At 50.0% G+C, this 21,936-nt stretch carries 18 protein-coding genes and 1 pseudogene; 16 read left to right on the top strand and 3 right to left on the bottom strand.

The window, feature by feature from the left end; translation table 11 throughout:
- The first annotated feature begins 85 nt into the window (after nt 1-85).
- From miaB to pflA, 16 genes and pseudogenes are all read left to right on the top strand, one after another.
- Nucleotides 86-1,408 carry a tRNA (N6-isopentenyl adenosine(37)-C2)-methylthiotransferase MiaB gene (miaB, locus tag ACO4R2_RS04100; RefSeq protein WP_484769289.1) on the top strand — a complete coding sequence of 441 codons (1,323 nt, stop codon included), beginning with the start codon at nt 86-88 and terminating at the stop codon, nt 1,406-1,408.
- A gap of 123 nt (nt 1,409-1,531) precedes the next feature.
- Entirely contained in the window at nt 1,532-2,374 is an 843-nt protein-coding gene (locus ACO4R2_RS04105; protein WP_484769290.1) for a BRO-N domain-containing protein, read from the top strand.
- 140 nt (nt 2,375-2,514) lie between these two features.
- Nucleotides 2,515-3,387, top strand: coding sequence for a cell division protein FtsX (locus ACO4R2_RS04110; protein ID WP_484769291.1), 873 nt, complete (start codon nt 2,515-2,517; stop codon nt 3,385-3,387).
- 35 nt (nt 3,388-3,422) lie between these two features.
- On the top strand, nt 3,423-3,680 hold the full coding sequence (locus tag ACO4R2_RS04115) for a DUF3098 domain-containing protein (RefSeq protein ID WP_484769292.1): 258 nt from the start codon (nt 3,423-3,425) through the stop codon (nt 3,678-3,680).
- 20 nt (nt 3,681-3,700) lie between these two features.
- Nucleotides 3,701-4,582, top strand: a complete 882-nt coding sequence (locus ACO4R2_RS04120; RefSeq protein WP_484769293.1) for an undecaprenyl-diphosphate phosphatase — start codon at nt 3,701-3,703, stop codon at nt 4,580-4,582.
- 69 nt (nt 4,583-4,651) lie between these two features.
- Nucleotides 4,652-5,437 (top strand): tRNA pseudouridine(55) synthase TruB, encoded by a 786-nt coding sequence (truB, locus tag ACO4R2_RS04125; protein WP_484769294.1) that lies wholly within the window; start codon nt 4,652-4,654, stop codon nt 5,435-5,437.
- 83 nt (nt 5,438-5,520) lie between these two features.
- Complete coding sequence (gene queA / locus ACO4R2_RS04130; protein WP_484769295.1) at nt 5,521-6,585, top strand: tRNA preQ1(34) S-adenosylmethionine ribosyltransferase-isomerase QueA; 1,065 nt, start codon at nt 5,521-5,523, stop codon at nt 6,583-6,585.
- 33 nt (nt 6,586-6,618) lie between these two features.
- A pseudogene (folK, locus tag ACO4R2_RS04135) lies at nt 6,619-7,029 on the top strand (2-amino-4-hydroxy-6-hydroxymethyldihydropteridine diphosphokinase); the annotation flags it as partial.
- A 132-nt stretch (nt 7,030-7,161) separates the two neighbouring features.
- Complete coding sequence (locus ACO4R2_RS04140) at nt 7,162-7,530, top strand: GNAT family N-acetyltransferase (RefSeq protein WP_484769317.1); 369 nt, start codon at nt 7,162-7,164, stop codon at nt 7,528-7,530.
- A 10-nt stretch (nt 7,531-7,540) separates the two neighbouring features.
- Nucleotides 7,541-8,122 carry a helix-turn-helix domain-containing protein gene (locus tag ACO4R2_RS04145; protein ID WP_484769296.1) on the top strand — a complete coding sequence of 194 codons (582 nt, stop codon included), beginning with the start codon at nt 7,541-7,543 and terminating at the stop codon, nt 8,120-8,122.
- A gap of 27 nt (nt 8,123-8,149) precedes the next feature.
- A complete protein-coding gene (locus tag ACO4R2_RS04150) occupies nt 8,150-9,028 on the top strand; it encodes a lysophospholipid acyltransferase family protein (protein ID WP_484769297.1) in 879 nt (292 codons plus the stop codon).
- A gap of 141 nt (nt 9,029-9,169) precedes the next feature.
- Nucleotides 9,170-9,439: a 30S ribosomal protein S15 gene (gene rpsO / locus ACO4R2_RS04155; RefSeq protein ID WP_009347848.1), complete on the top strand. Its 270-nt coding sequence runs from the start codon at nt 9,170-9,172 to the stop codon at nt 9,437-9,439.
- Nucleotides 9,440-9,521: 82 nt separating this feature from the next.
- A complete protein-coding gene (locus ACO4R2_RS04160; protein ID WP_484769298.1) occupies nt 9,522-10,190 on the top strand; it encodes a Crp/Fnr family transcriptional regulator in 669 nt (222 codons plus the stop codon).
- Between the two features lie 171 nt (nt 10,191-10,361).
- On the top strand, nt 10,362-12,011 hold the full coding sequence (gene hcp / locus ACO4R2_RS04165) for a hydroxylamine reductase (protein ID WP_484769299.1): 1,650 nt from the start codon (nt 10,362-10,364) through the stop codon (nt 12,009-12,011).
- An 833-nt stretch (nt 12,012-12,844) separates the two neighbouring features.
- A complete protein-coding gene (gene pflB / locus ACO4R2_RS04170) occupies nt 12,845-15,091 on the top strand; it encodes a formate C-acetyltransferase (RefSeq protein ID WP_484769300.1) in 2,247 nt (748 codons plus the stop codon).
- Nucleotides 15,092-15,255: 164 nt separating this feature from the next.
- On the top strand, nt 15,256-15,981 hold the full coding sequence (pflA, locus tag ACO4R2_RS04175) for a pyruvate formate-lyase-activating protein (RefSeq protein WP_484769301.1): 726 nt from the start codon (nt 15,256-15,258) through the stop codon (nt 15,979-15,981).
- Between the two features lie 383 nt (nt 15,982-16,364).
- On the opposite strand, the gene mutS is transcribed toward pflA, so the two are convergent.
- From mutS to ACO4R2_RS04190, 3 genes are all read right to left on the bottom strand, one after another.
- A complete protein-coding gene (gene mutS / locus ACO4R2_RS04180) occupies nt 16,365-18,983 on the bottom strand; it encodes a DNA mismatch repair protein MutS (protein WP_484769302.1) in 2,619 nt (872 codons plus the stop codon).
- A 215-nt stretch (nt 18,984-19,198) separates the two neighbouring features.
- On the bottom strand, nt 19,199-21,397 hold the full coding sequence (locus tag ACO4R2_RS04185) for a heavy metal translocating P-type ATPase (protein WP_484769303.1): 2,199 nt from the start codon (nt 21,395-21,397) through the stop codon (nt 19,199-19,201).
- 125 nt (nt 21,398-21,522) lie between these two features.
- Nucleotides 21,523-21,735 (bottom strand): heavy-metal-associated domain-containing protein, encoded by a 213-nt coding sequence (locus tag ACO4R2_RS04190; RefSeq protein ID WP_484769304.1) that lies wholly within the window; start codon nt 21,733-21,735, stop codon nt 21,523-21,525.
- Nucleotides 21,736-21,936: the final 201 nt, after the last annotated feature.

Raw genomic sequence — 21,936 nt, forward strand, 5'->3', positions numbered from 1 at the left:
CGAGAGGGCACTGTTAGGGTTTTTCGTTGTCTTGGGTGGAACTGTGCAATCAAGTGGCTCAGAAAAAAGTAGTATCTTTGCAGCCATGAAGCATTTATATATAGAAACTTACGGTTGCCAAATGAATGTGGCCGACTCTGAGGTGGTGGCTTCTGTCATGAAGATGGCGGGGTACGAACCCACTGAAAATATAGATGAGGCCGACGCTGTCTTCCTCAACACTTGCTCAGTGCGCGACAAAGCTGAGCAACGCATCATTCATCGCCTCGACGAACTCAACGGCTTGCGGAAACATGGGCGCCAGCTTATTATCGGTGTGCTGGGATGTATGGCAGAGCGCGTGAAGGAGGGACTTCTCAATGAGCATCATGCAGACCTCGTGGCGGGACCTGATGCCTATCTGACGCTGCCCGACTTGGTGGCGCAGGCGGAAACAGGGCATAAGGCGATGAATACGGAACTCTCGCTCACGGAGACCTACCGCGATATCGTTCCCGAGCGCGTTTGCGGCAGTCAGTTGAGTGGTTTTGTGAGTATTACCCGCGGATGTAACAATTTCTGCCACTATTGCATCGTGCCCTATACTCGTGGGCGTGAACGTAGCAGGGATTTGGAGAGTATTCTCCAAGAAGTGAACGACCTCCATGCTCGCGGTTTCAAAGAGGTTACGCTGCTCGGGCAGAATGTCAATAGTTATCAATGGGTGAGTGCCGACGGAGAGCGAACGCTCGGTTTCCCCGAATTGCTCCGTGCCGTAGCGCGCGCCGTCCCCAGTATGCGTGTGCGGTTCACAACCTCTCATCCGAAGGATATGAGCGACGATACGCTCCGCGTCATAGCAGAAGAACCCAACGTGTGCCGCCATATCCACCTTCCCGTGCAGAGCGGATCGGACGTGATACTAAAACGTATGAACCGCAAGTACACCCGCGAATGGTATTTAGATCGCGTAGCTGCCATTCGCCGCATCGTCCCCAACTGCGGTTTGAGCACCGATATCTTTGCGGGCTATTGTGGAGAAACAGAGGAGGATCACCAGCAGAGCCTTTCGCTGATGCGCGAGTGCGGTTATGATAGTGCATTCATGTTCAAATACAGCGAGCGACCTGGTACTTACGCCTCTAAACACTTGCCCGACGATATTCCAGAAGAAACTAAAATCCGTCGCCTTAACGAACTCATCGCGCTTCAGAACGAACTGAGCGCCGAGAGCAATAAGCGCGACGAAGGAAAAGAATTTGAAATCCTGGTGGAAGGTGTGAGCAAGCGCAGCCGCGACCAACTCTTCGGGCGAACGGAGCAAAACAAAGTGGTCATCATCGACCGCGGAACGCACCACATTGGCGACTTTGTGCGCGTTCGCATAACGGAAAGTAGCAGTGCCACGCTGAAGGGTGTGGCGATATAAGAAGTCATTTCGACCCAATCATTATTACAATCACAGATAATAATGATTGGGTCGAAATGTAAATAGATAAAGCTATTTCTGCAAGGTGCACGATAAAAGAGGAAATTAGAAAGACGAAAAAATATGAATAAAAAGCAATCCATACAGCTGTTTGAAGAAAAAAAAGTACGTACTTTTTGGGACGAAAAACAAGAGAAATGGTACTTTTCCATTGTGGATGCTATTGCTATATTGACGGATAGTATAGATCCTGCTGCTTATTGGAGAAAACTGAAACAGCGTCTAAAACAAGAAGGGAATGAAACCGTGACAAATTGTCACGGTTTGAAAATGCGTGCCGCAGATGGTAAAATGCGACTAACAGATGTGGCTGATACAGAACAACTTTTCAGGCTGATACAGTCTGTCCCTTCCGTGAAGGCGGAACCATTTAAGTTGTGGATTGCACAAGTGGCACGTGAGCGTTTGGATCAGATGCAAGATCCAGAGTTATCGATAGATCAAGCGATGAGTGATTATAAACGTTTGGGATATTCCGATAATTGGATCAATCAACGTTTGAAGAGTATCGAAATACGAAAAGAACTTACTGATGAATGGAAGAAACGTGGACTACAAGAGGGATTGCAATTTGCATCTTTAACAGATATTATTTACCAAACATGGGCAGGTAAAACAGCTAAAGAGTATAAGAAGTTTAAGGGATTAAAGAAAGAGAATCTACGTGATAATATGACTAATACAGAGTTGGTTCTTAATATGTTAGCAGAGTTGTCGACAAAACGTATTTCGGAAACAACTAATCCAGAAACGATGAATGACCATAGTAACGTGGCTCGTCAAGGAGGAGAAATTGCACGTAATGCACGTCTTGAATTAGAAGCAAAAACTGGTGAAAACGTAATATCTCCTTTGAATGCAAAACACGGACTTTTGTTGAATGAAAAGAATACTCAAAAAGATTAAGGATTTAGTCCTATATGATTTTCTGAAAATCATATAAATATACACATTCTTTTGCCGGTTTCCTTACATATTTATATTTTTGCATCAATTTCCCTTTAGTGGGTCCTTATGTAGATTCGTTTAGACGAAAAATACAAACTATGAGCAAAAGAAAAAAGCATATTGGCGGCCGCTTTGCAACGGTGACGTCCTGCATTAGTACAACGATGGTGCTCATCTTGATGGGTATCGTGGTTTTCTTCGTTCTCTTCGCTAATAATTTCAGCCGTGATGTTCGCGAAACAATGCCTGTGGCCGTAGTGGTCAATAACGATTTGTCGCAACAGGATTTGTACCTCCTTCAGCGGTATTTGCGCGAACAGCCCTACACGCTGCGCACCAGCTACGTATCTAAAGAGAAAGGAACGAAGCAAGTGTCGGAAGTGATGGAGGATTCGCCCGAGGCTTTTTTAGATTATAATCCGATTCCAGCCGAGTTTGATGTGTATTTGAAAGCAGAATACGCCAACTTGGACAGCCTAAAACATTTTGTGCCCATCTTGAAGCAACGCGCTGGCATAGCCGATGTGGTGTATCCCATCGAGGAGATGCGCAGTCTTGACAAGACGATTCCCACGGTGAGCCTTGTTTTGCTCGTGCTGGCCGTACTCTTAGCATTTGTTTCCTTCGCGCTTATCAACAACACGATACGCATGAGCATCTATGCCCGCCGCTTCACCATTCACACGATGAAGCTTGTGGGAGCTCGCTGGAGTTTCATCCGCCGCCCATTTATGTGGAAAGCCTTTGCGATAGGTCTGATTTCAGCCCTTATTGCCAGTGGGCTTATCAGCGTGGGCATCTATCTGCTGTGGATGCAGGATCTCTACATTGGTAGTCTGATTACGCCAATCATTGTAGGCGCTACGATAGGCACTATCTTTGTGAGCGGCTTGGTGATGACCTTGGCGTGTGCCTACATTTGCGTGAACCGCTATCTGCGCATGAGTGAAGGACAGATGTACCTCAAATAAATTTTCGGAAAAATCAAAAAAACATATTTCCAACAATGGAAAAGAAACACGTATTTGCGTTTGATCGCACCAATTTCATTCTGTTAGCCATCGGTATGGCTATCGTCATCTTGGGCATGATACTCATGTCTGGAAAAGGCTCTGATGCCACACATTTTAACCCCGATATTTTCAGCGCAATGCGCATCAAGGTAGCTCCCGTTGTTTGCCTCTTCGGCTATCTCTTTATGATTGTGGGCATCATCCGCCGTCCGAGTGACAAAGAGGATAATACTACTTCAGTGGAGAAGTAAACACGTTAGGAGTTATCATTATGTTTGACATATCTCTACTTACAGCTTCGGCCGATATGAATTGGTTCGAAGCTATTGTGCTTAGTATCGTTGAGGGTTTGACGGAGTTTTTGCCCGTTTCCTCAACAGGCCACATGATTATCACGGAGGGGCTCTTCCACATGGAGAGCACGCCGTTTGTTAAAGCCTTCACCGTTATCATTCAGTTTGGTGCAATCTTGAGCGTCGTATGCCTCTATTGGCGTCGCTTCTTCAACCCGCCCGTTGAAGTAGGGAAAAACACCTCTTGGTGGGGACGAATCTGGCCTTTTTATTTGAAACTCATCGTGGGCGTACTTCCCGCAGTTGTCGTGGGGCTCAAATTGGGCGATTTCATTGACGAAAATCTCGGTAGCGTAAATACCGTGGCGGCGATGCTCATCATTGGCGGTGTGTTTATGCTTTATTGCGACAAACTTTTCAATAAAGGCAGTGAACAAACGCCGCTCACCTATAAGCGCGCCTTGATGGTGGGTCTCTATCAGTGTATCGCCGCGTTGCTACCCGGCACCTCTCGTTCGATGGCGACCATCGTGGGCGGTATGCAACAGAAGTTGACGCGCAAGGCAGCCGCCGAATTTTCGTTCTTCCTCGCCGTCCCAACGATGTTTGGAGCAACGTGTAAGAAAGTCTACGACCTTTTGAAAGACGGAACTGGCGATGCTCTCTTGCAGGGTAATCATCTCACGCTCTTGCTGGCGGGTAATGTCATCGCCTTCCTTGTTGCCATTCTGGCCATTAAGTTCTTCCTCAACTATGTGACGAAGTACGGTTTCAAAGCCTTCGGATGGTATCGCATCATTGTGGGCTTACTCATCTTCGGAATGGCTCTCTGCGGCTATCCGCTCACGATGGCGGATTAGAGAATAGGCCCTTCGGAGCATTTCCCAAAAGTATATTAGCACATTATTATTCCTTATCATATTTCTGCCTTGAACTTCTTCGACGGAAAAATTCTGGCTTTCGACAAGCCTTACAGAGCCACCTCCTTCAGCGAGGTGGGGCATCTTCGCTGGTTGCTGACTAAGCGCATGACGGGACATAAAATCCGGGTGGGTCATGCTGGTACGCTCGATCCCTTAGCCACTGGTACACTCATTATTTGTACCGGTAGAGCCACGCGAATCATCGAGTCGTTGCAAACTCATACCAAAGAATACATTGCTGAGGTGCGTTTGGGGGAAACAACGGCCAGCTACGATCTGGAACATCCCGTGGATCAGACCTATCCCACAGAACACATCACCGAAGCTATGGTGCGCGAAGTGCTGCATAGTCTCGAAGGCGATATTATGCAAATTCCCCCCGCTTATTCCGCTTGTAAAATCAATGGAGATCGCGCTTACCAACTGGCGCGTAATGGCGAGGAAGTGCCTCTGAAAGCCAAGTCCGTCCGTGTGGAAGAAATAGAACTTTTAGAAATGCGCCTGCCCGATTATCTGAAAATCCGCGTTGTTTGTGGGAAAGGCACTTACATCCGTTCTATCGGTCGCGACATCGGCGAACGTCTTGGCAGCGGTGCCCACCTGCTTTCGCTGCGCCGTACTCGTGTGGGCGACATCCGCGCGGAAGATTGCTGGAAGATGGAAGACTTTGAGCGTTGGTTGGAGGGGCAGACTCTCGAAACCGAGCCACCATCTGGCCCAATACCTTCCGAATTTCCTTTCCTTACGCCTGCCAACTGTCTGGGCGAGGAACCCCTCACCACTTTAGGTTAAAAACACACTCACAATAATAGAAACAAAACTCCCATCCGTAACCATGAAGAAGCGGGCAGGAGAAAAACATAAACAGAAAAGATATGAAACTCTCTCAATTCAAGTTCGACCTCCCTCAAGAGCAGATAGCTCCGGATCCGAACCCTCATCGCGACGATTGCCGCATGATGGTGCTTCACCGCAAAACGGGAAAAATTGAGCACAAGCAGTTTGGCGACATTTTGAGCTACTTTCAGCCCCACGACCTTTTTGTTTTCAACGACACAAAGGTGTTTCCCGCCCGCCTCTATGGACGTAAGGAAAAAACAGGAGCCCGCATCGAAGTGTTTCTGCTTCGCGAATTGAACCATGAGCAACACTTCTGGGACGTGCTTGTAGACCCAGCGCGCAAAATCCGTATTGGCAACAAACTCTATTTTGGCGAAGCGGAGGACATCGTGGCCGAAGTTATCGACAACACTACCAGCCGCGGCCGTACACTCCGTTTCCTCTACGAGGGGGAGCATGAAGATTTCAAGCGTTCCCTCTACGCTCTCGGCGAAGCTCCCATCCCTCGTTTCACCGGACACGTTAGCACCCCCGAGAATCGAGAGTCAGACATTGAAAACTTCCAGTGCATCTTTGCTCGTCATGAGGGCGCGGTGACTGCACCTACTGCTGGTATGCACTTCTCCAAAATTCTGATGAAGAAGATGGAGATACAAGATATTAACACGGCTTTCCTCACGCTCCATTGCGGACTTGGCAATTTCCGTTCTACAGACGTTGAAGATCTGACCAAACACAAGATGGAAAGCGAAGAGATGATAGTGGGCGCGGAATGCTGCGCCGCTGTCAACAAAGCTAAGGACGAAGGTCGCCGCATCCTGGCTGTCGGTACAACGGTACAACGCGCTTTGGAAGTATGTGTGGGTCCAGACCGCCGCATCCGCGAGTTTGAGGGACATACCAATAAGTTTATCTTCCCACCTTATGATTTCCTTGTGGCCGACTCTATGGTTGTCAATTTCCACTTGCCCGAATCCACAATGGTCATGCTAACTACGGCGTTCGGTGGCTACGAACAAACGATGACAGCCTATGAGGAAGCTATCAAAGAAGGCTACATGTTCGGTCCTTTCGGCGATGCAATGCTGATTGTAGACTAAGAGCAGAGCACCGCGTAAGACATCCACGAGGCTATGAGTACTGTCTATATAGGTCTGGGTTCTAATCTCGGCAACCGTCGGGAGAACTTGGAGCGCGCTGTGACACTCTTAGAGCAGCGGGTGGGCACATTGCTGCGCCTTTCTGCTTTTTGGGAAACTGCTCCTGTAGGCTTTGAATCAGAACATCAGTTCCTCAACGCCGCAGCTGCGTTCTGTACCTCACTCTCTCCCATTGAGTTGTTGCCACTTACGCAACAAATTGAGCGCGAGATGGGACGGACGCAGAAGAGCCTCAAAGGTGTGTATCACGACCGCACTATCGACATCGACCTCCTTTGTTCTGATGGCGAATCCGTGAATACGGCGGAGCTGCAACTTCCTCATCCTCATCTCTCCGAGCGGCGTTTTGTTTTAGAACCTTTGGCAGAAATTGCTCCCGAACTTTGGATTGACGGACAGGGTTATGTATCGGACTTGCTCGATAAGCTAAACGGTCACAACATCCGTCCACTCACGCCTGCCGATAAAGTCCTCTTCGAACAGTTCAATGCCTTGTTTCCCCAACTATCGAAACAAGTGCGCCCCCTCACTGCCGAAGAAATCATAGCTCTTTTGCAACGACCCGACACATGGGTTTATGTAGCCTTTGCTCCCGATGGGAGACTCGTTGGAACTATCACGCTCTGCTTAGCCGCATCCCCCACAGGCACAAAAGGCTGGGCGGAGGATTTGGTAGTAGACACATCCGTACGTGGAGCAGGATTTGGCAAAGCTCTCATCCTGCGCTCTGCTCGTGAAGCCTTTCGTCATGGCGCGGACTCTGTCAATTTCACCTCGCGTCCTTCGCGCATGGCGGCAAATAATCTCTACGTTAGTTTGGGTTTCGAACAGCGCGAAACAAATGTGTATCGTTGCAAGCAATATGATAGTCTGAAGCTGCACTAAATCCCTCCCTATGCCTCACACCTCCAAGCAAAGCACGCTTTTCATAAAGAATATGGTCTGCCGCCGCTGCATCATGGCTGTCGAAAACATCTTGCAGCGCAACGCCATTGAGGTGCAGTCCGTCAGCTTGGGTGAAGTGGTGCTTTCCGCCCCCATCTCACCTGAGATGCGAGAGAAACTGAGTGCAGAACTTGAGGCGGTGGGTTTTGAACTTATCGGCGACCGCCGTTCGCAGCTCATCGAGAGCATCAAGCGGGAAACGATAATCTACGCTCGAGCAGAAAGCGGTCTTTCCCATCTTCGGCTCTCCGATTTTCTGCAAGAACGCCTACATCTCGACTATCATTACCTCTCCGATCTCTTTTCTGCTGTAGAAGGGCAAACGCTGGAGAAATTTTTCATTGCCCATCGCATCGAACGCGTCAAGGAACTTCTTGTCTACAACGAACTCCCGCTTTCCGACATTGCGGTGCGCCTGGGCTATTCCTCTACAGCTTATTTGAGCACACAGTTCAAGAAACAAACAGGACTCACGCCCACGCGTTTCAAGCAACTCACATCGCAGCGCCGCCGTGCACTCGATGAGCTTTAGGCCTCTTTTCTCAATCCTTATCATGTTATGAAGAATCTTCTCTATAAGTTTGGTTTTGGTTGCGTATGGCTTTTTTCATGCCTACCTTTAGGGCTGCTCTACGTTCTCTCCGACCTCTTATTTTTTCTCGTTCGCTATGTGGTGCGCTACCGCCTTGCTGTGGTGCGCCGCAATGTTGCACGCTCCTTTCCTGAGAAGACGCCAGCGGAGAGAAACCGCCTCATCAATGGTTTCTACCATTATTTCTGCGACTACATTTTTGAAACGCTCAAGCTCTATTCCATGTCTGTGAGCGAGATACGCCGGCGCATGGTTTTCACCAATATCCCCGAGGTGGAAGCCCTCCTCCGCGACCACGACTTTGTCTTCATTTATCTCGGCCATTATGGCAACTGGGAATGGGTTTCTTCCCTCGGTGTCTGGTTTAGTGAGGGCATTTATCCGTGCCAACTTTACAAACCCATCCGTAATCACTTCCTCGACGAACTCTTTCTGAAGCTTCGCCGCCATTTCCGTTCTCACAACATTGATAAGAACCTCGTTCTGCGCGAGATTCTTCGCCTCAAGTCGGAAGGGAAAAAGGTGGTTTGTGGCTTTATCTCTGATCAGAGTCCCAAGCCCGTCGACATCCATGAATGGGTAGATTTTCTCCATCAGGACACCCCTTGCTTCACAGGTGCGGAGCGAATTGGCAAAAAACTCAACGCCGCTTTCGTCTACCTTGATGTAGAGCGGAAAAGTCGCGGCCACTATGAAGCTACCTTTGAGCTGATGAGCAACACCCCTCGCGAAATTCCCGATTGGCAGCTCACGGCCGATTTCATGCAACGCTTAGAAACCACCATTCGCCGCCAACCCGAAATTTGGCTTTGGAGCCACAAGCGTTGGAAGCACCAACGCTCATAAATCATACATTTGGACAGCATAGAGATAAGAAAATCAATTATTTCGCCGTATTTTTCTTGTTGCTCCAATAATTTTATCTAACTTTGCACCCGCTTTCCTCGGAGAGCACATTTATAATATCATTTAATTTCATTACAAACTATGTACTTAGATTCTGCTAAGAAACAAGAGATCTTTGGCAAGTACGGAAAGTCTAACTCTGATACTGGTTCCTGCGAGAGCCAGATTGCATTGTTTTCATACCGTATTGCCCACTTGACGGAACATGTGAAGGCCAACCGTAAAGATCATAGTACTGAACGTGCCCTCGTTATGTTGGTTGGTAAGCGTCGCCGCCTCCTCAATTATTTGAAGGATCGCGACATTGAGCGCTACCGTGCCATCATCAAGGCTCTCGGTCTTCGCAAGTAATTCCGATTTCTTGCACAAAAGCTTCGAAACGTCACTCCTTGCGAGCGGCGTTTCTTTTTTTTATCCTATTGTTCAACGCGATATGGAAAATTCTCAACTCATTGAGGCTCTTCGCCTCTGTCCTTTGTTCAAAGGCTTCTCCAGCCAGGAAATGGCGGAACTCCTTTCTCAGATTCATTACAAGCTGGTGGACTATTCACCGAAAGATATTTACGTTCTGGCTGGTATGCCTTGTCGCCATGCCGATATCGTTGTCAGCGGACAGATGACAGCCCGCATGGTAGGACTTTCGGGAAAGTTTGTTGAAGTGGACCATCGAGGACCAGGTAGTTTGATGGCTCCTGCTCTTATCTTTGTGCCAGATAGTCAGATGCCCGTGAGTGTGGAGACCGAAGAACCTACGCGCATTTTCCGTATGACACCTGCCGAACTCAAACGTCTCATCGACAGCAACGAGCGTATCCGCACTAATTTCATTCTCGTTCTGTCACAAATCAATTATTTCCTTACTCAGAAGATGCGCGTGCTGGCACTTTTCAGCGTGCGCGAAAAAGTGGTTTCTTTGCTCAAGCAGATTGCCAGCAAACAGCAGTCGGAGGTCATCACGCTCACGCGCTCTCGTCAGCAGATTGCCGACTCCTTTGGCATACAGAAGTTCTCCCTCCTCCGCGTCTTAGCCACGCTCGAAGAGGAAGGAGCCATCCGCGTAGAAGGAAAAACCATCCGCATCGTGGATCGCAGCAAACTCTGATTTGTCCGTCTCTTAGGTGGCTCATCGGCCGTAAGCTGGTGAGCCATCACCTTATCTCAGTACTAAAAAAACTAAAATTCTACACGCAGATAACATTTGTTACCATTGCCCGGATGAGGGTTTCATATTTTTGCGGCCATTAACGCATAACTATTTAAATTATTCTGAAGTATGGAACCCCAAATGTTTTGTTATCAGTGTCAAGAAACCGTGAAAGGTACAGGCTGTACGCTTCGCGGCGTGTGTGGTAAACTCCCACAGACCTCTACTTATATGGACCTCCTCATTGCCGTTGCTCGCGGCGTGGGCTCTGTTGATCATTTGCTCCGCACTGCTGGCGTAGCCACTGAGCAGGCCGTGGGCGATTTCATCGTCGACGCGCTTTTTGCCACTATCAGCTGTGCCAATTTCGATGATGAAAGTATCATGGCAAAGGTCGATACAGGCCTTCTCCTCAAGCAACAACTCATCGCCTTGGCTGAACAAAACGGCGTGGAACTTCCCAACTGGGCTGAAGTTACATGGACTGGCAGTCGCGAGGACTATTATGCTGAGGGACTCCGTCAGACCATTCTGCGCATACCCAATGAGGATATCCGTTCTATGAAGGAAATCGTAGTGCTCGGCCTCAAAGGAATAGCAGCCTATTATGAACACGCTTCCCGCTTGGGACATCGCGACGATAGCCTTATCGCATTTATGAGCGAAGCTCTTTACGACATCACCAACCCCGATGCCACGGCCGATGCGCTCTATACGCTCGTGCTTCGCGTGGGCGAATATGGCGTTCCTGCTATGGCGTTGCTCGACAAGGCCAACACCGCTGCGTATGGTAATCCCGAAATCTCTCGCGTCAATATCGGAGTGGGCAATCGTCCTGGTATTCTCATCACGGGACATGACCTGCGCGACCTCAAAGAACTCCTCGAGCAAACTGAAGGTACGGGCATAGATGTCTATACCCATGGCGAAATGCTCCCAGGCAATTACTATCCAGAACTCAAGAAATATAAGCACCTCGTGGGTAATTATGGCAACGCATGGTGGCGTCAAAAAGAAGAATTCAGTACGTTCAATGGCCCGATAGTATTTACTACCAACTGCATTGTACCGCCACTGCCCAACGCCAATTATAAGGATCGTGTTTTCACTACCAATTCCACCGGTTATCCTGGTTGGAAACACATCTTGCCCGATGCTAACGGCCACAAGGACTTCTCCGAGGTTATCGAGATGGCCAAGCAGTGTCAAGCACCTACGGAAATCGAGCACGGTGAGATTGTAGGTGGTTTTGCCCACGCCCAAGTGTTCGCCTTGGCCGATAAAATCGTGGAAGCCGTCAAGAGTGGTGCCATCCGCAAATTCTTTGTGATGAGCGGTTGCGACGGACGTATGAAAAACCGCAACTACTACACCGAATTTGCCGAAGCACTCCCCAAAGATTGCGTGATTCTCACCAGCGGCTGTGCCAAGTATAAATACAACAAGCTCAACCTTGGCGATATCAATGGCATTCCTCGCGTGCTCGATGCAGGGCAGTGTAACGACTCCTACTCTTGGGCACTGGTAGCTCTCAAACTGAAAGAGATTTTTGGAGCGGCCGACATCAACGACCTCCCCATTGTGTTCAACATCGCTTGGTATGAGCAGAAAGCTGTCATCGTGTTGCTCTCGCTTCTCTACCTCGGAGTGCGCAACATCCATGTAGGTCCAACGCTCCCCGCCTTCATGTCGGAGAATGTGCGTAAGATTCTCATCGAGAAGTTTGGTTTGGGTACCATCTCTACCGTCGATGAAGATCTCCAGAAGTTCTTAGCCTGATTTCTCTCTCCTTTCTGCTAATCTTGATGAAGGTTAGCAGAAAGGACTTTCTGATTCGTGCCCATTCGCCTTTTTCGCGAATATTCGTGGGCTAAAAATATCAACGAAATTCTTACTTTTTCTCTTCCGAGAATGCCTCAAAATCCATCGCGCTATCTTCTGATGAGATAGGCGAAGCCTCTCGCGCATCGCTACAATAAAGCTGTCGGCCGACGGGCTTATTGTGTCGGTTGGCGCAATAAGGAAGTTGGCGGACGTCCTTATTGTACGGACGAAGAGGATGAAGCTAAAAATCTCCATTTTTGTTGGAAATCTCAGTTTTTTAGGACTTTTGAAGTATAGAACTGAGCTGTCATTGTGAAAAAGGGAGAAGCATCCCAGTAGAATCCGCGCGCGAATGACTAAAAGGCGCATTTTCTCGCGCAAAAAGAAAACCGCTCGATGTCAAGTAATCGGGCGGTTTTTCATGCCTATTTGGTGCATCGTTTTCTCCCTCTCGCTCTTTATCGTCTCCTACCCACAACGGGGGATACTGAATGCACCAATAATAAAGAATGGTTTTGCTATCCCACAAATTGCAATTTGCAAGTATCATTTATAGCGAGCACACTACCGCAAAAGGGTTAAAATGAATCAGAACATAGGAATGATAAGCTTTATTCCAGATAAAAATAGCACAAAAGGTCCTATTAATGTGTAATTTTGCAGTGCCCTTGGAAGCGCTCTACCTTGTGTCGGATACATTTGTGACCGAGCCATGCAGCGGCATGACACTTGTTTAGAGAGCTGGGCAAAAGCGAAAACATATTACATAACCCATAACGACAACAATTATGAGAAATGAATGGAGAGGTTTTGCTGAAGGCCAATGGACTTCAGAAGTAGACCTAAGAGACTTTATCCAGAAAAACTACACTCCCTATAACGGTGCAGAGGACTTCCTTGCTGGCCCAACAGAGGCTACCGATAAGCTTTGGGGTATGCTCAAGGATCTGCAAAAGCAGGAGCGCGCTAAAGACGGTGTGCTCGACATGGAAACCGAGGTGGTTTCTTCTCTCACGGCCTATCCCCCTTCTTACATTGGCGAAGGCACGAAGGAACTGGAGAAAGTTGTGGGCTTGCAAACCGACAAGCCGCTCAAGCGTGCTTTCATGCCTTACGGTGGTATCAAAATGGCCGAGCAGGCTTGCACCACTTACGGCTATCAGCCTTCTCAACAACTCCACGATATTTTCACCAAATATGTGAAGACACATAACGATGGCGTGTTTGATGCTTACACCACGGAGATGCGCCGCGTTCGCCACAATCATATTCTTACGGGTCTGCCTGACTCTTATGGTCGTGGCCGCATCGTGGGCGACTACCGCCGCGTGGCTCTCTATGGTATCGACTTCCTGGTGGCTGAAAAAAGAGCCGACTTGGAAAACATGGGCGACCGCGATATGATTGACGAAGTGGTGCGTCTGCGCGAGGAAGTATCTATGCAGATTCGCGCCCTCAATGGTCTCAAGGAAATGGCCGCTGAGTATGGTTTCGACATCTCCCGCCCCGCTGCTAACGGCCGCGAGGCAGTGCAGTGGCTCTATTTTGGCTATCTCGGTGCCATCAAGACGCAGAACGGTGCTGCTATGTCAGTGGGCCGTATCTCTACGTTCCTCGACATCTACTTTGAGCGCGACTTCAAGGAAGGCACGCTGACAGAGTCCGACGCCCAGGAGCTCATCGACCACCTTGTAATGAAGTTCCGCATGGTGAAGTTCGCCCGCATTCCTTCCTACAACCAGCTCTTCAGTGGCGACCCCGTTTGGGCTACGCTTGAGGTAGCAGGTATGGGCATGGACGGCCGCTCCATGGTGACGAAGAATGACTTCCGTTTCCTCCACACGCTGGAGAATATGGGGCCTTCTCCCGAGCCCAACCTCACTGTGCTCTATTCTTCACGCCTGCCGCAGGGCTTCAAGCACTATGCTGCTAAGATTTCTGTAGTAACCAGCTCTATCCAGTATGAGAACGACGATGTGATGCGTCCTGTTTGGGGCGACGACTACAGCATCTGCTGCTGCGTCAGTGCCACTCAAACTGGTAAGGAAATGCAGTTCTTCGGTGCGCGTGCCAACTTGGCTAAGTGTCTTCTCTATGCTATCAACGGCGGTGTAGACACTAAGAGCCGCGAGCAGTGCGGTCCAGCTTACCGCCCCATCACGAGCGACGTGATTACCTACGAAGAGTTCATGCCTCGCTTTGAAGATATGATGGAATGGTTGGCAGGTGTTTATGTGAAGACGCTGAACCTCATCCATTACATGCACGATAAGTATTTCTACGAGGCTGCTGAGATGGCGCTCATCGATACCAACGTGCGCCGAACCTTCGCAACGGGTATCGCTGGCTTTAGCCACGTAGTCGATTCTATCTGTGCTATCAAATATGCCAAGGTAACGGCTGTCCGCGATGAGGAAGGCTTCGCTATCGAATATAAGACCGAGGGCGACTATCCCCGCTATGGCAACGACGACGAACGTGCTGACGAAATCGCTGTTTGGTTGCTCAAGACATTCATGAAGAAGATTCGCAAATTCCATACTTACCGCAACTCAGAGGCTACAACGAGTATCCTGACCATTACTTCTAACGTGGTTTATGGTAAATATACTGGTGCAATGCCTGATGGTCGCGCTGCTGGCACGCCGTTGGCTCCAGGTGCTAACCCCTCTTACGGTGCAGAAAAGAATGGTTTGCTCGCTTCTCTCAACTCTGTCGCAAAACTGCCTTATGAGTATGCCCTCGATGGTATTTCTAACACGCAGACCATCAATCCGGGTGCACTGGGACAGAATGATGAGGAACGCTCCAACACGCTGGTTGGCGTAATGGATGGTTATTTCGACCGCGGTGCGCACCACCTCAACGTGAATGTCTTTGGTGTCGACAAACTGCGCGATGCTATGGAGCATCCCGAGAAGGAAGAATATGCCAACTTCACCATCCGTGTGAGCGGATATGCAGTGAAGTTCATCGACCTCACTCGCGAGCAGCAGCTCGACGTTATTGCGCGCCACGCACACGAGAATTTGTAAACTAACAGAACAGGGAAAGTCCCTTCCATCTCCCTCATGAGAGGGAGTGTCCAGAACCTCTTGTTTGAGCCTCCAACTGATCGGATAGATCGGATGAGTTCGAAACAAAACTGGGCATTCCTCTCGATATGAGAGAGGTGGAGGGGGCTTGGCTTTATCATTATATGACAGGTCACATTCATTCTACGGAATCTTTCGGTTCGGTTGACGGACCAGGCATCCGTTTCATCATTTTCTTTCAAGGTTGCGGTATGCGCTGCCGCTATTGCCAGAATCCCGACACGTGGGAAGTTGGGCAGGGGCAGGAGATGACAGCCGAAGAGCTTCTCTCCAAAGCCGAACGCTATCGCTCCTATTGGGGAAAAGAGGGTGGCATCACCGTGAGCGGTGGAGAACCGCTGCTCCAAATCGACTTCCTGACGGAGCTTTTCCAAAAGGCCAAGGAGCGCGGCATACACACCTGTATCGACACCTGCGGACAACCTTTCACTCGGCGAGAGCCTTTTTTTAGCAAATTCCAGAAGCTGATGGACTACACGGACTTGCTCCTGCTCGACATCAAGCATATCAATTCGCTGGAGCATCAGAAACTCACGCACCATCCCAATGAGAACATCTTGGATTGTGCGCGCTATCTCTCCGAGATTGGAAAACCCATCTGGGTGCGTCATGTCCTTGTGCCGGGTATTACTGACAACGACGATTACCTCACGGAGCTTCGCCACTTCCTGCGCCCGCTACAAAACATCCAGCGCATCGATGTGTTGCCCTATCATTCGCTGGGACTTTTCAAATGGAAGCAACGCAACATTCCCTACACCCTCGAGGGCGTACCATCGCCCACGGCAGAGCGCGTAGCAAATGCACGCCGCATCTTGACGGAAGATTGATAAGAAAGTATAAAACTGTTCGCCACATAGCCGAACAGCTCATTTTCCCTATCCGCAACACCTCTCAAACAGGTGTTGCGGATTTTTACAGCTTCAGAATCTCCATTTTCCCATACTCTCCGTACAGTAGAACCCACTAAAAGTATGATTACCTCTTGAAAAAATCATTCAGTGAAGCTTCAATAACGGTTTTTATAAAGTTGTCGCTTAAAAAGCGTTGTTAAGCGACAACTACTTATAAACTTGCAACGAAATTGTTAAAGTAGATTGACACTACCCTCAAATATAACTATCCCCATGAACAGTTCGTTCGTGGGGATAGTTATAGTATAATAACCTCTCATAAAGGTGCTGTTGCACTATGTTCTCTTGGGGAAAGACGGTTACTTTCCGGTGAGGATTTTCTGAATGTCGTTGAGCTTGTTGAGGGCTTCAATGGGCGTGAGGTTGTTCACGTCGATGCCCAGGAGCTCATCGCGGATTTGTTTGAGTATAGGGTCATCGAGTTGGAAGAAGCTAAGCTGGACGTTCTTTTTCCCTTCCGCCGTTGTGAGCTGTTCCATTCGTGGGTGTTCGCCGTTGCGCGCATTGTTAGCCTCCAAATCCGCCAGGATTTGTTCGGCGCGTTTCACGATGTTTCCCGGCATTCCTGCAATGCGAGCCACGTGGATACCGAAGGAGTGTTCCGAACCACCGCGCATCAGTTTGCGCAGAAAAACAACCCTATTGTTCACCTCCTTCACACTGACATTCCAATTCTTTATGCGGGAGAAAAGTTTCTCCATCTCGTTGAGCTCATGATAATGTGTGGCGAAGAGCGTGCGCGCATTGCCGCGCGGGTTTTCGTGTAGATACTCCACGATGGCCCACGCAATGCTGATGCCGTCGTAAGTAGATGTGCCGCGTCCCAATTCGTCGAATAGAACCAGTGAGCGAGGCGTGAGGTTGTTCATGATATTGGCCGCTTCGCTCATCTCCACCATGAAAGTGGACTCGCCCATAGAGATGTTGTCCGAAGCTCCTACGCGGGTGAAGATTTTATCAACGATACCGATGTGTGCACTTTCGGCCGGTACAAACGAGCCTATCTGCGCCAGCAACGCGATAAGGGCGGTTTGGCGCAGCAAAGCACTCTTACCCGCCATGTTAGGGCCGGTGATGATGATGATTTGTTGCTCCTTGTCGTCCAAGCTCACGTCGTTAGGCACATACTCTTCGCCCGGCGGCATCAAGGTTTCGATGACCGGATGGCGGCCTTGGCGAATGTCCAGCTGCATGCTGTCGTCCACCACGGGGCGCACGTAGCGATTTGTGCGGCTCACTTCTGCCAGCGAGAAGAGGCAATCGAGCGTGGCAATCTGAAGCGCGTTGCGCTGCAATAAGGCGATGAACTGATTGGCCGTGCTGACCAATTCGTTGTAGAGCTTTGTTTCGAGCGACAATATGCGGTCCTCCGCGCCCAATATCTTCTCTTCGTATTCCTTCAGTTCCTGCGTGATGTAGCGTTCGGCCTGCACGAGCGTTTGCTTACGAATCCATTCGGCCGGCACTTGCTGCTTGTAAGTGTTACGCACTTCTATGTAGTAGCCAAAGACATTGTTGAAACCAATCTTGAGCGACGGAATGCCCGTAGCCTCGCTTTCTCGCTCCTGAATGTGTTGCAGATAGCTTTTCCCACTGGTCGAGATGCTCCGCAGTTCGTCCAGTTCGTTGCAAACGCCCGCGGCGATGACGCCTCCTTTGTTGACGAGCGCAGGAGGGTCGGGGAGGAGGTCGTGAAGGATGCGGTCGTGCAGTTCTTTGCACGCATCCATCTTCAAACCTATCTCCTGCATCTGCTTGTTGGAAGCATGGATACACGCCTCCCGCAACAGGCCGACGCTCTCAAGCGCCATGCGCAGTTGCTGCATCTCGCGCGGCGTTACGCGCCCCACAGCAATTTTTGAGACGATACGTTCCAAATCGCCAATCTTACCCAGTTCGTCCTGACAGAGTTCGCGAAATTCGGGTTCTTTGAAGAAGTATTCCACCCCGTCCTGCCGTTGCTGAATATCCTTAACGCTCCGCAGCGGAAAGAGGAGCCAGCGGTGGAGCGAGCGCGCCCCCATGGGCGTGAGTGTGCGGTCGACGACGTCCAAGAGGCTCTTGCCATCGTCGAACATAGGGTGGATCAGCTCCAAGTTGCGCACGGTGAAGCGGTCGAGGCGCACATAATGGTCTTCCTCAATGCGCGTTAGGCGCGTGATATGTCCGGTTTGCGTGTGCTGGGTTTGTTCGAGGTAGCACATAATTGCGCCCGCTGCCACAACGGCAGCTTTGAGATGGTCGACCCCGAAACCTTTGAGATTCTTTATCTGAAAATGGCGCGTGAGCTTCTCTTTGGCTGTTTCTTCCGTAAACGCCCAATCGTCGAGCTCAAAGACATAGTATTTAGTGCCGAAGAGTTCCTGTACGCGCTGTTTCTGTCCGCGCACCACGAGTACCTCCTTCGGTGAGAAATTAGACAAAAGTTTGTCGGCATATTCGGGCGTGCCCTCTGCCACTAAGAATTCACCCGTAGAAATATCGAGCAATGCGATACCAATACTGGATTTTCCGAAATGTACCGCAGCCAGGAAGTTGTTCTCCCGACTGTTGAGCGCGGAGTCGCCCAAAACCACGCCCGGCGTAACCAGTTCGGTGATTCCGCGCTTCACGAGTTTCTTCGTGAGCTTCGGGTCTTCCAACTGGTCGCAGATAGCCACACGCTTCCCCGCTCTGACGAGTCGCGGCAAATAGGTGTCGAGCGCATGGTGCGGGAAGCCCGCCATCTCTGTTTGTCCTGTTCGTCCCTTGTTGCTGCGATGGGTGAGCGTAATACCGAGAATGCGTGCCGCCGTCACAGCATCTTCCATGTATGTTTCATAGAAGTCGCCACAGCGAAAGAGCAAAACTGCATCTGGATGCTTAGCTTTCAGATCGTAGAATTGCTTCATCATCGGAGTTACTTCTTCTTTTGCCATATTTCAGAGGGTTGTATGATAGGACAAAGGTAGTAATTTCGGAAGAAATGGGGAAATGTGAGAAAAGAAGGAAGAGGCCCCCTCTTTTTCAAGAGAGAGCCTCTTTCCTCATATTTTAGGCAAGAGAGAACTCGGTTGCCACTTATTTTGAAAAGATTCATTCGGGTTTTCAGATAAGCGGACTGGTCAGAGAATCCTCTTGATAGTTCTTTTCCTTACGCCCATTTGAGGCGCAGACTGTTGCTGACGACAGATACAGAGCTGAGTGCCATGGCGGCAGCAGCAAACATGGGCGGCAGAGCAAAGCCACAGATGGGGATGAGTACGCCAGCGGCGATGGGAATCAGCGTGACATTGTAGCAGAAAGCCCAAAAGAGGTTTTCGCGAATGATGCGCGTGGTTTTGCGGCTCAGGCGGATGGCTTCCGCAATGCGTGTGAGGTCGGACTGAATGATGGTCATCTGTGCAATATCCATCGCCACATCCGCCCCTTTTCCCATGGCGATGCTGAGGTCGGCTTGTGCCAGTGCAGCACTGTCGTTGATGCCGTCGCCTGCCATCGCCGTGTGGTGTCCAGAGTTTTGGAGCTGCTTCACATAGTCAGCTTTATCCTTCGGGAGGACGCCGCCGCGGAAATGGGTGATGCCCAACGTTTGCGCCATGGCAGCCGTGGCTTTCTCACTGTCGCCCGAGAGTAGGTGTACTTCAATGCCCATTTGTTCCAGCTCTTTGAGTGCGGTGCGGGAGGTAGGTTTCACGCGGTCGGCAATGTGGAGCGTGGCGAGTAGGGCGTTGGGCGTGAAGAAGTAGATGGTGGTCAACGCCTCGTTCTCTGTTTTTTTCTCCAATTGAGTTGCCAAATGGGGAACTTGTTCTTTCAGCAAGCGTTCGCTACCTACAAAATAAGTAGTGCCATTGTGTGAACCGCTCACACCGCGCCCCGTCAGGCTTTGGAAGTTCGTGATTTCCACCGCTTCCGCATCTGCGAGGGAGGTGGTGAGAGCTTGTGCCAGCGGATGTTCCGAGCGGTTTTCGAGCGACAGGAGGATGCTGCGCTGTTCGGGCGTGAGAGCGGTGAGCGGCTCAGAGAGCGTGGGGCGTCCCTCCGTGATCGTGCCGGTTTTGTCGAGCACAATGGTGTCGATGTGCTTCGCCGTCTCCAAACTCTCCGCATCTTTGATGAGTATGCCTTTCTCCGCTGCTCGTCCGATACCCACCATGAGTGCCGTGGGCGTGGCAAGTCCCAGCGCACAAGGGCAGGCGATGACCAGCACGGTGACGGTGGAGAGCAAAGCCCGCGTGAGATTGCCGCCAGGCTCGTTGCCGAAGAGGAACCAAAGCAAGCCGGAGAGCAACGCCAGCGCGATGATGGTGGGCACGAAGATAGCCGCCACTTTGTCCACTATGTTTTGAATCGGAGCTTTTGAGTTTTGCGCTTCGCGTACCATCTCGATGATGCGCGCCAGCATCGTTTGTGCGCCCACTTTTTCGGCGCGGAAAGAGAACGAGCCTTTCTGATTGAGCGTGCCTTCAAACACCTTGTTTCCTTGTTCTTTGAGTACGGGGACGGGTTCGCCGCTTAGCAGGCTCTCATCAACATACGAACTACCCTCAACGACCGTTCCGTCGACGGGTATCTTCTCGCCAGGACGAACGAGCAAGAGGTCGCCACACACTACTTTGCTGATTTCTATCTCCTCCTGTCGTCCCTCACGCAGGATGGTCGTCGTCTTCGGGCGCAATCCCATGAGTTTTTTCAGGGAGGTGGCCGTGTTGGCCTTTGCGCGCGCCTCGAGCAAGCGACCTATGAGGATGAACGTGATGATGCCACAAGAGGAGTCGAAATAGAGATGGGCATCCTTGCCCAACACCTGTGGGAAGAAGAGGTTGAAAACGCTAAACAGATAGGCGATGCCTGTGGATAGTGCAACGAGCGTGTCCATGTTGGAGGTGCGCTGCTGGAGTTGCTTCCACGCGTTAATGTAGAACTGCCTACCGGCGAAGAACACCACCACAGTGGCGAGCAGCCAGAGCGGGTAGCCCAAGCGCGGGTTACTCTCCACGAAGAAGATATTGATGATTGTCACCACTGTCGTAAGGAGAACGGCCATGATGGTGCGGCGTTTGGCTTGCAGGAAGTTCTGCGCACGCATTTCCTCAATGTTCTCTGTCACATTGTTCTCCGCACCGGCTTGTTGCTGAAGAACAACAAGTTTGTAACCAGCTTTCTCCACCGCTTCGGCCATTTCGTTGGGCGTTACGCGGGCGGGGTCGTAAGTCACTTGTGCTTCCAAACTGGCAAAGTTGCACACTGCATTCTCCACACCCTCCATATTTTTGAGGGCGCGTTCGGTGTGCATGGCGCAGTTTGCACACATCAGTCCTTCTACAGGGAATGTTTCAGTTTTTATCATCTGTGAGTTTTATATTTTCTATGGAGCAAAGAAACGGCTCTATCAGTTAGAGCCGTGTTTGCGATAAATGCAGAGAACGCTTTCTTCAATGTTCTCTACCGTTTGTCTTTAGTAGCGATTTATTGCTACTTTATCACGAGTTTGTAGCCCTCTTTCTCCACCGCTTCGGCCATTTCGTTGGGCGTTACACGGGCAGGATCGTAAGTCACTTGTGCTTCCAATTTTTCAAAGTTGCACACTGCATTCTCCACACCTTCCACATTTTTGAGAGCGTTTTCGGTGTGCTTGGCGCAATTTGCGCACATCAGTCCTTCTACAGGAAATGTTTCAGTTTTCATTGTTTATACGTTTTATATTTTCTACGGTGCAAAGATACTGATAACTTATAAAGTCCTGTTTACAATAAACGCAGAGGAAGTTTTGAAATTCGCAGGAGGAGAGAGGATAGAGCCCCCTCCATCTCCCCCATGAGGGGGAGTGCTCAGCTTTGATTCTCGGACGAGTCCGACCAGTCCGATTTGTCCGACCAGTCTGACTTG

The sequence above is a fragment of the Alloprevotella sp. genome (assembly GCF_057240785.1).

Excerpts from the sequence above, each read along its gene's own strand:
- ACO4R2_RS04105 (WP_484769290.1), top strand. The coding sequence starts at position 1,532 with ATGAATAAAAAGCAATCCATACAGCTGTTTGAAGAAAAAAAAGTACGT.
- ACO4R2_RS04190 (WP_484769304.1), bottom strand. The coding sequence starts at position 21,735 with ATGAAAACTGAAACATTTCCTGTAGAAGGACTGATGTGCGCAAATTGC.
- miaB (WP_484769289.1), top strand. The coding sequence starts at position 86 with ATGAAGCATTTATATATAGAAACTTACGGTTGCCAAATGAATGTGGCC.
- ACO4R2_RS04160 (WP_484769298.1), top strand. The coding sequence starts at position 9,522 with ATGGAAAATTCTCAACTCATTGAGGCTCTTCGCCTCTGTCCTTTGTTC.
- pflB (WP_484769300.1), top strand. The coding sequence starts at position 12,845 with ATGAGAAATGAATGGAGAGGTTTTGCTGAAGGCCAATGGACTTCAGAA.
- ACO4R2_RS04120 (WP_484769293.1), top strand. The coding sequence starts at position 3,701 with ATGTTTGACATATCTCTACTTACAGCTTCGGCCGATATGAATTGGTTC.
- mutS (WP_484769302.1), bottom strand. The coding sequence starts at position 18,983 with ATGGCAAAAGAAGAAGTAACTCCGATGATGAAGCAATTCTACGATCTG.
- hcp (WP_484769299.1), top strand. The coding sequence starts at position 10,362 with ATGGAACCCCAAATGTTTTGTTATCAGTGTCAAGAAACCGTGAAAGGT.
- rpsO (WP_009347848.1), top strand. The coding sequence starts at position 9,170 with ATGTACTTAGATTCTGCTAAGAAACAAGAGATCTTTGGCAAGTACGGA.
- pflA (WP_484769301.1), top strand. The coding sequence starts at position 15,256 with ATGACAGGTCACATTCATTCTACGGAATCTTTCGGTTCGGTTGACGGA.
- ACO4R2_RS04145 (WP_484769296.1), top strand. The coding sequence starts at position 7,541 with ATGCCTCACACCTCCAAGCAAAGCACGCTTTTCATAAAGAATATGGTC.
- ACO4R2_RS04185 (WP_484769303.1), bottom strand. The coding sequence starts at position 21,397 with ATGATAAAAACTGAAACATTCCCTGTAGAAGGACTGATGTGTGCAAAC.
- queA (WP_484769295.1), top strand. The coding sequence starts at position 5,521 with ATGAAACTCTCTCAATTCAAGTTCGACCTCCCTCAAGAGCAGATAGCT.
- ACO4R2_RS04150 (WP_484769297.1), top strand. The coding sequence starts at position 8,150 with ATGAAGAATCTTCTCTATAAGTTTGGTTTTGGTTGCGTATGGCTTTTT.
- ACO4R2_RS04115 (WP_484769292.1), top strand. The coding sequence starts at position 3,423 with ATGGAAAAGAAACACGTATTTGCGTTTGATCGCACCAATTTCATTCTG.
- ACO4R2_RS04110 (WP_484769291.1), top strand. The coding sequence starts at position 2,515 with ATGAGCAAAAGAAAAAAGCATATTGGCGGCCGCTTTGCAACGGTGACG.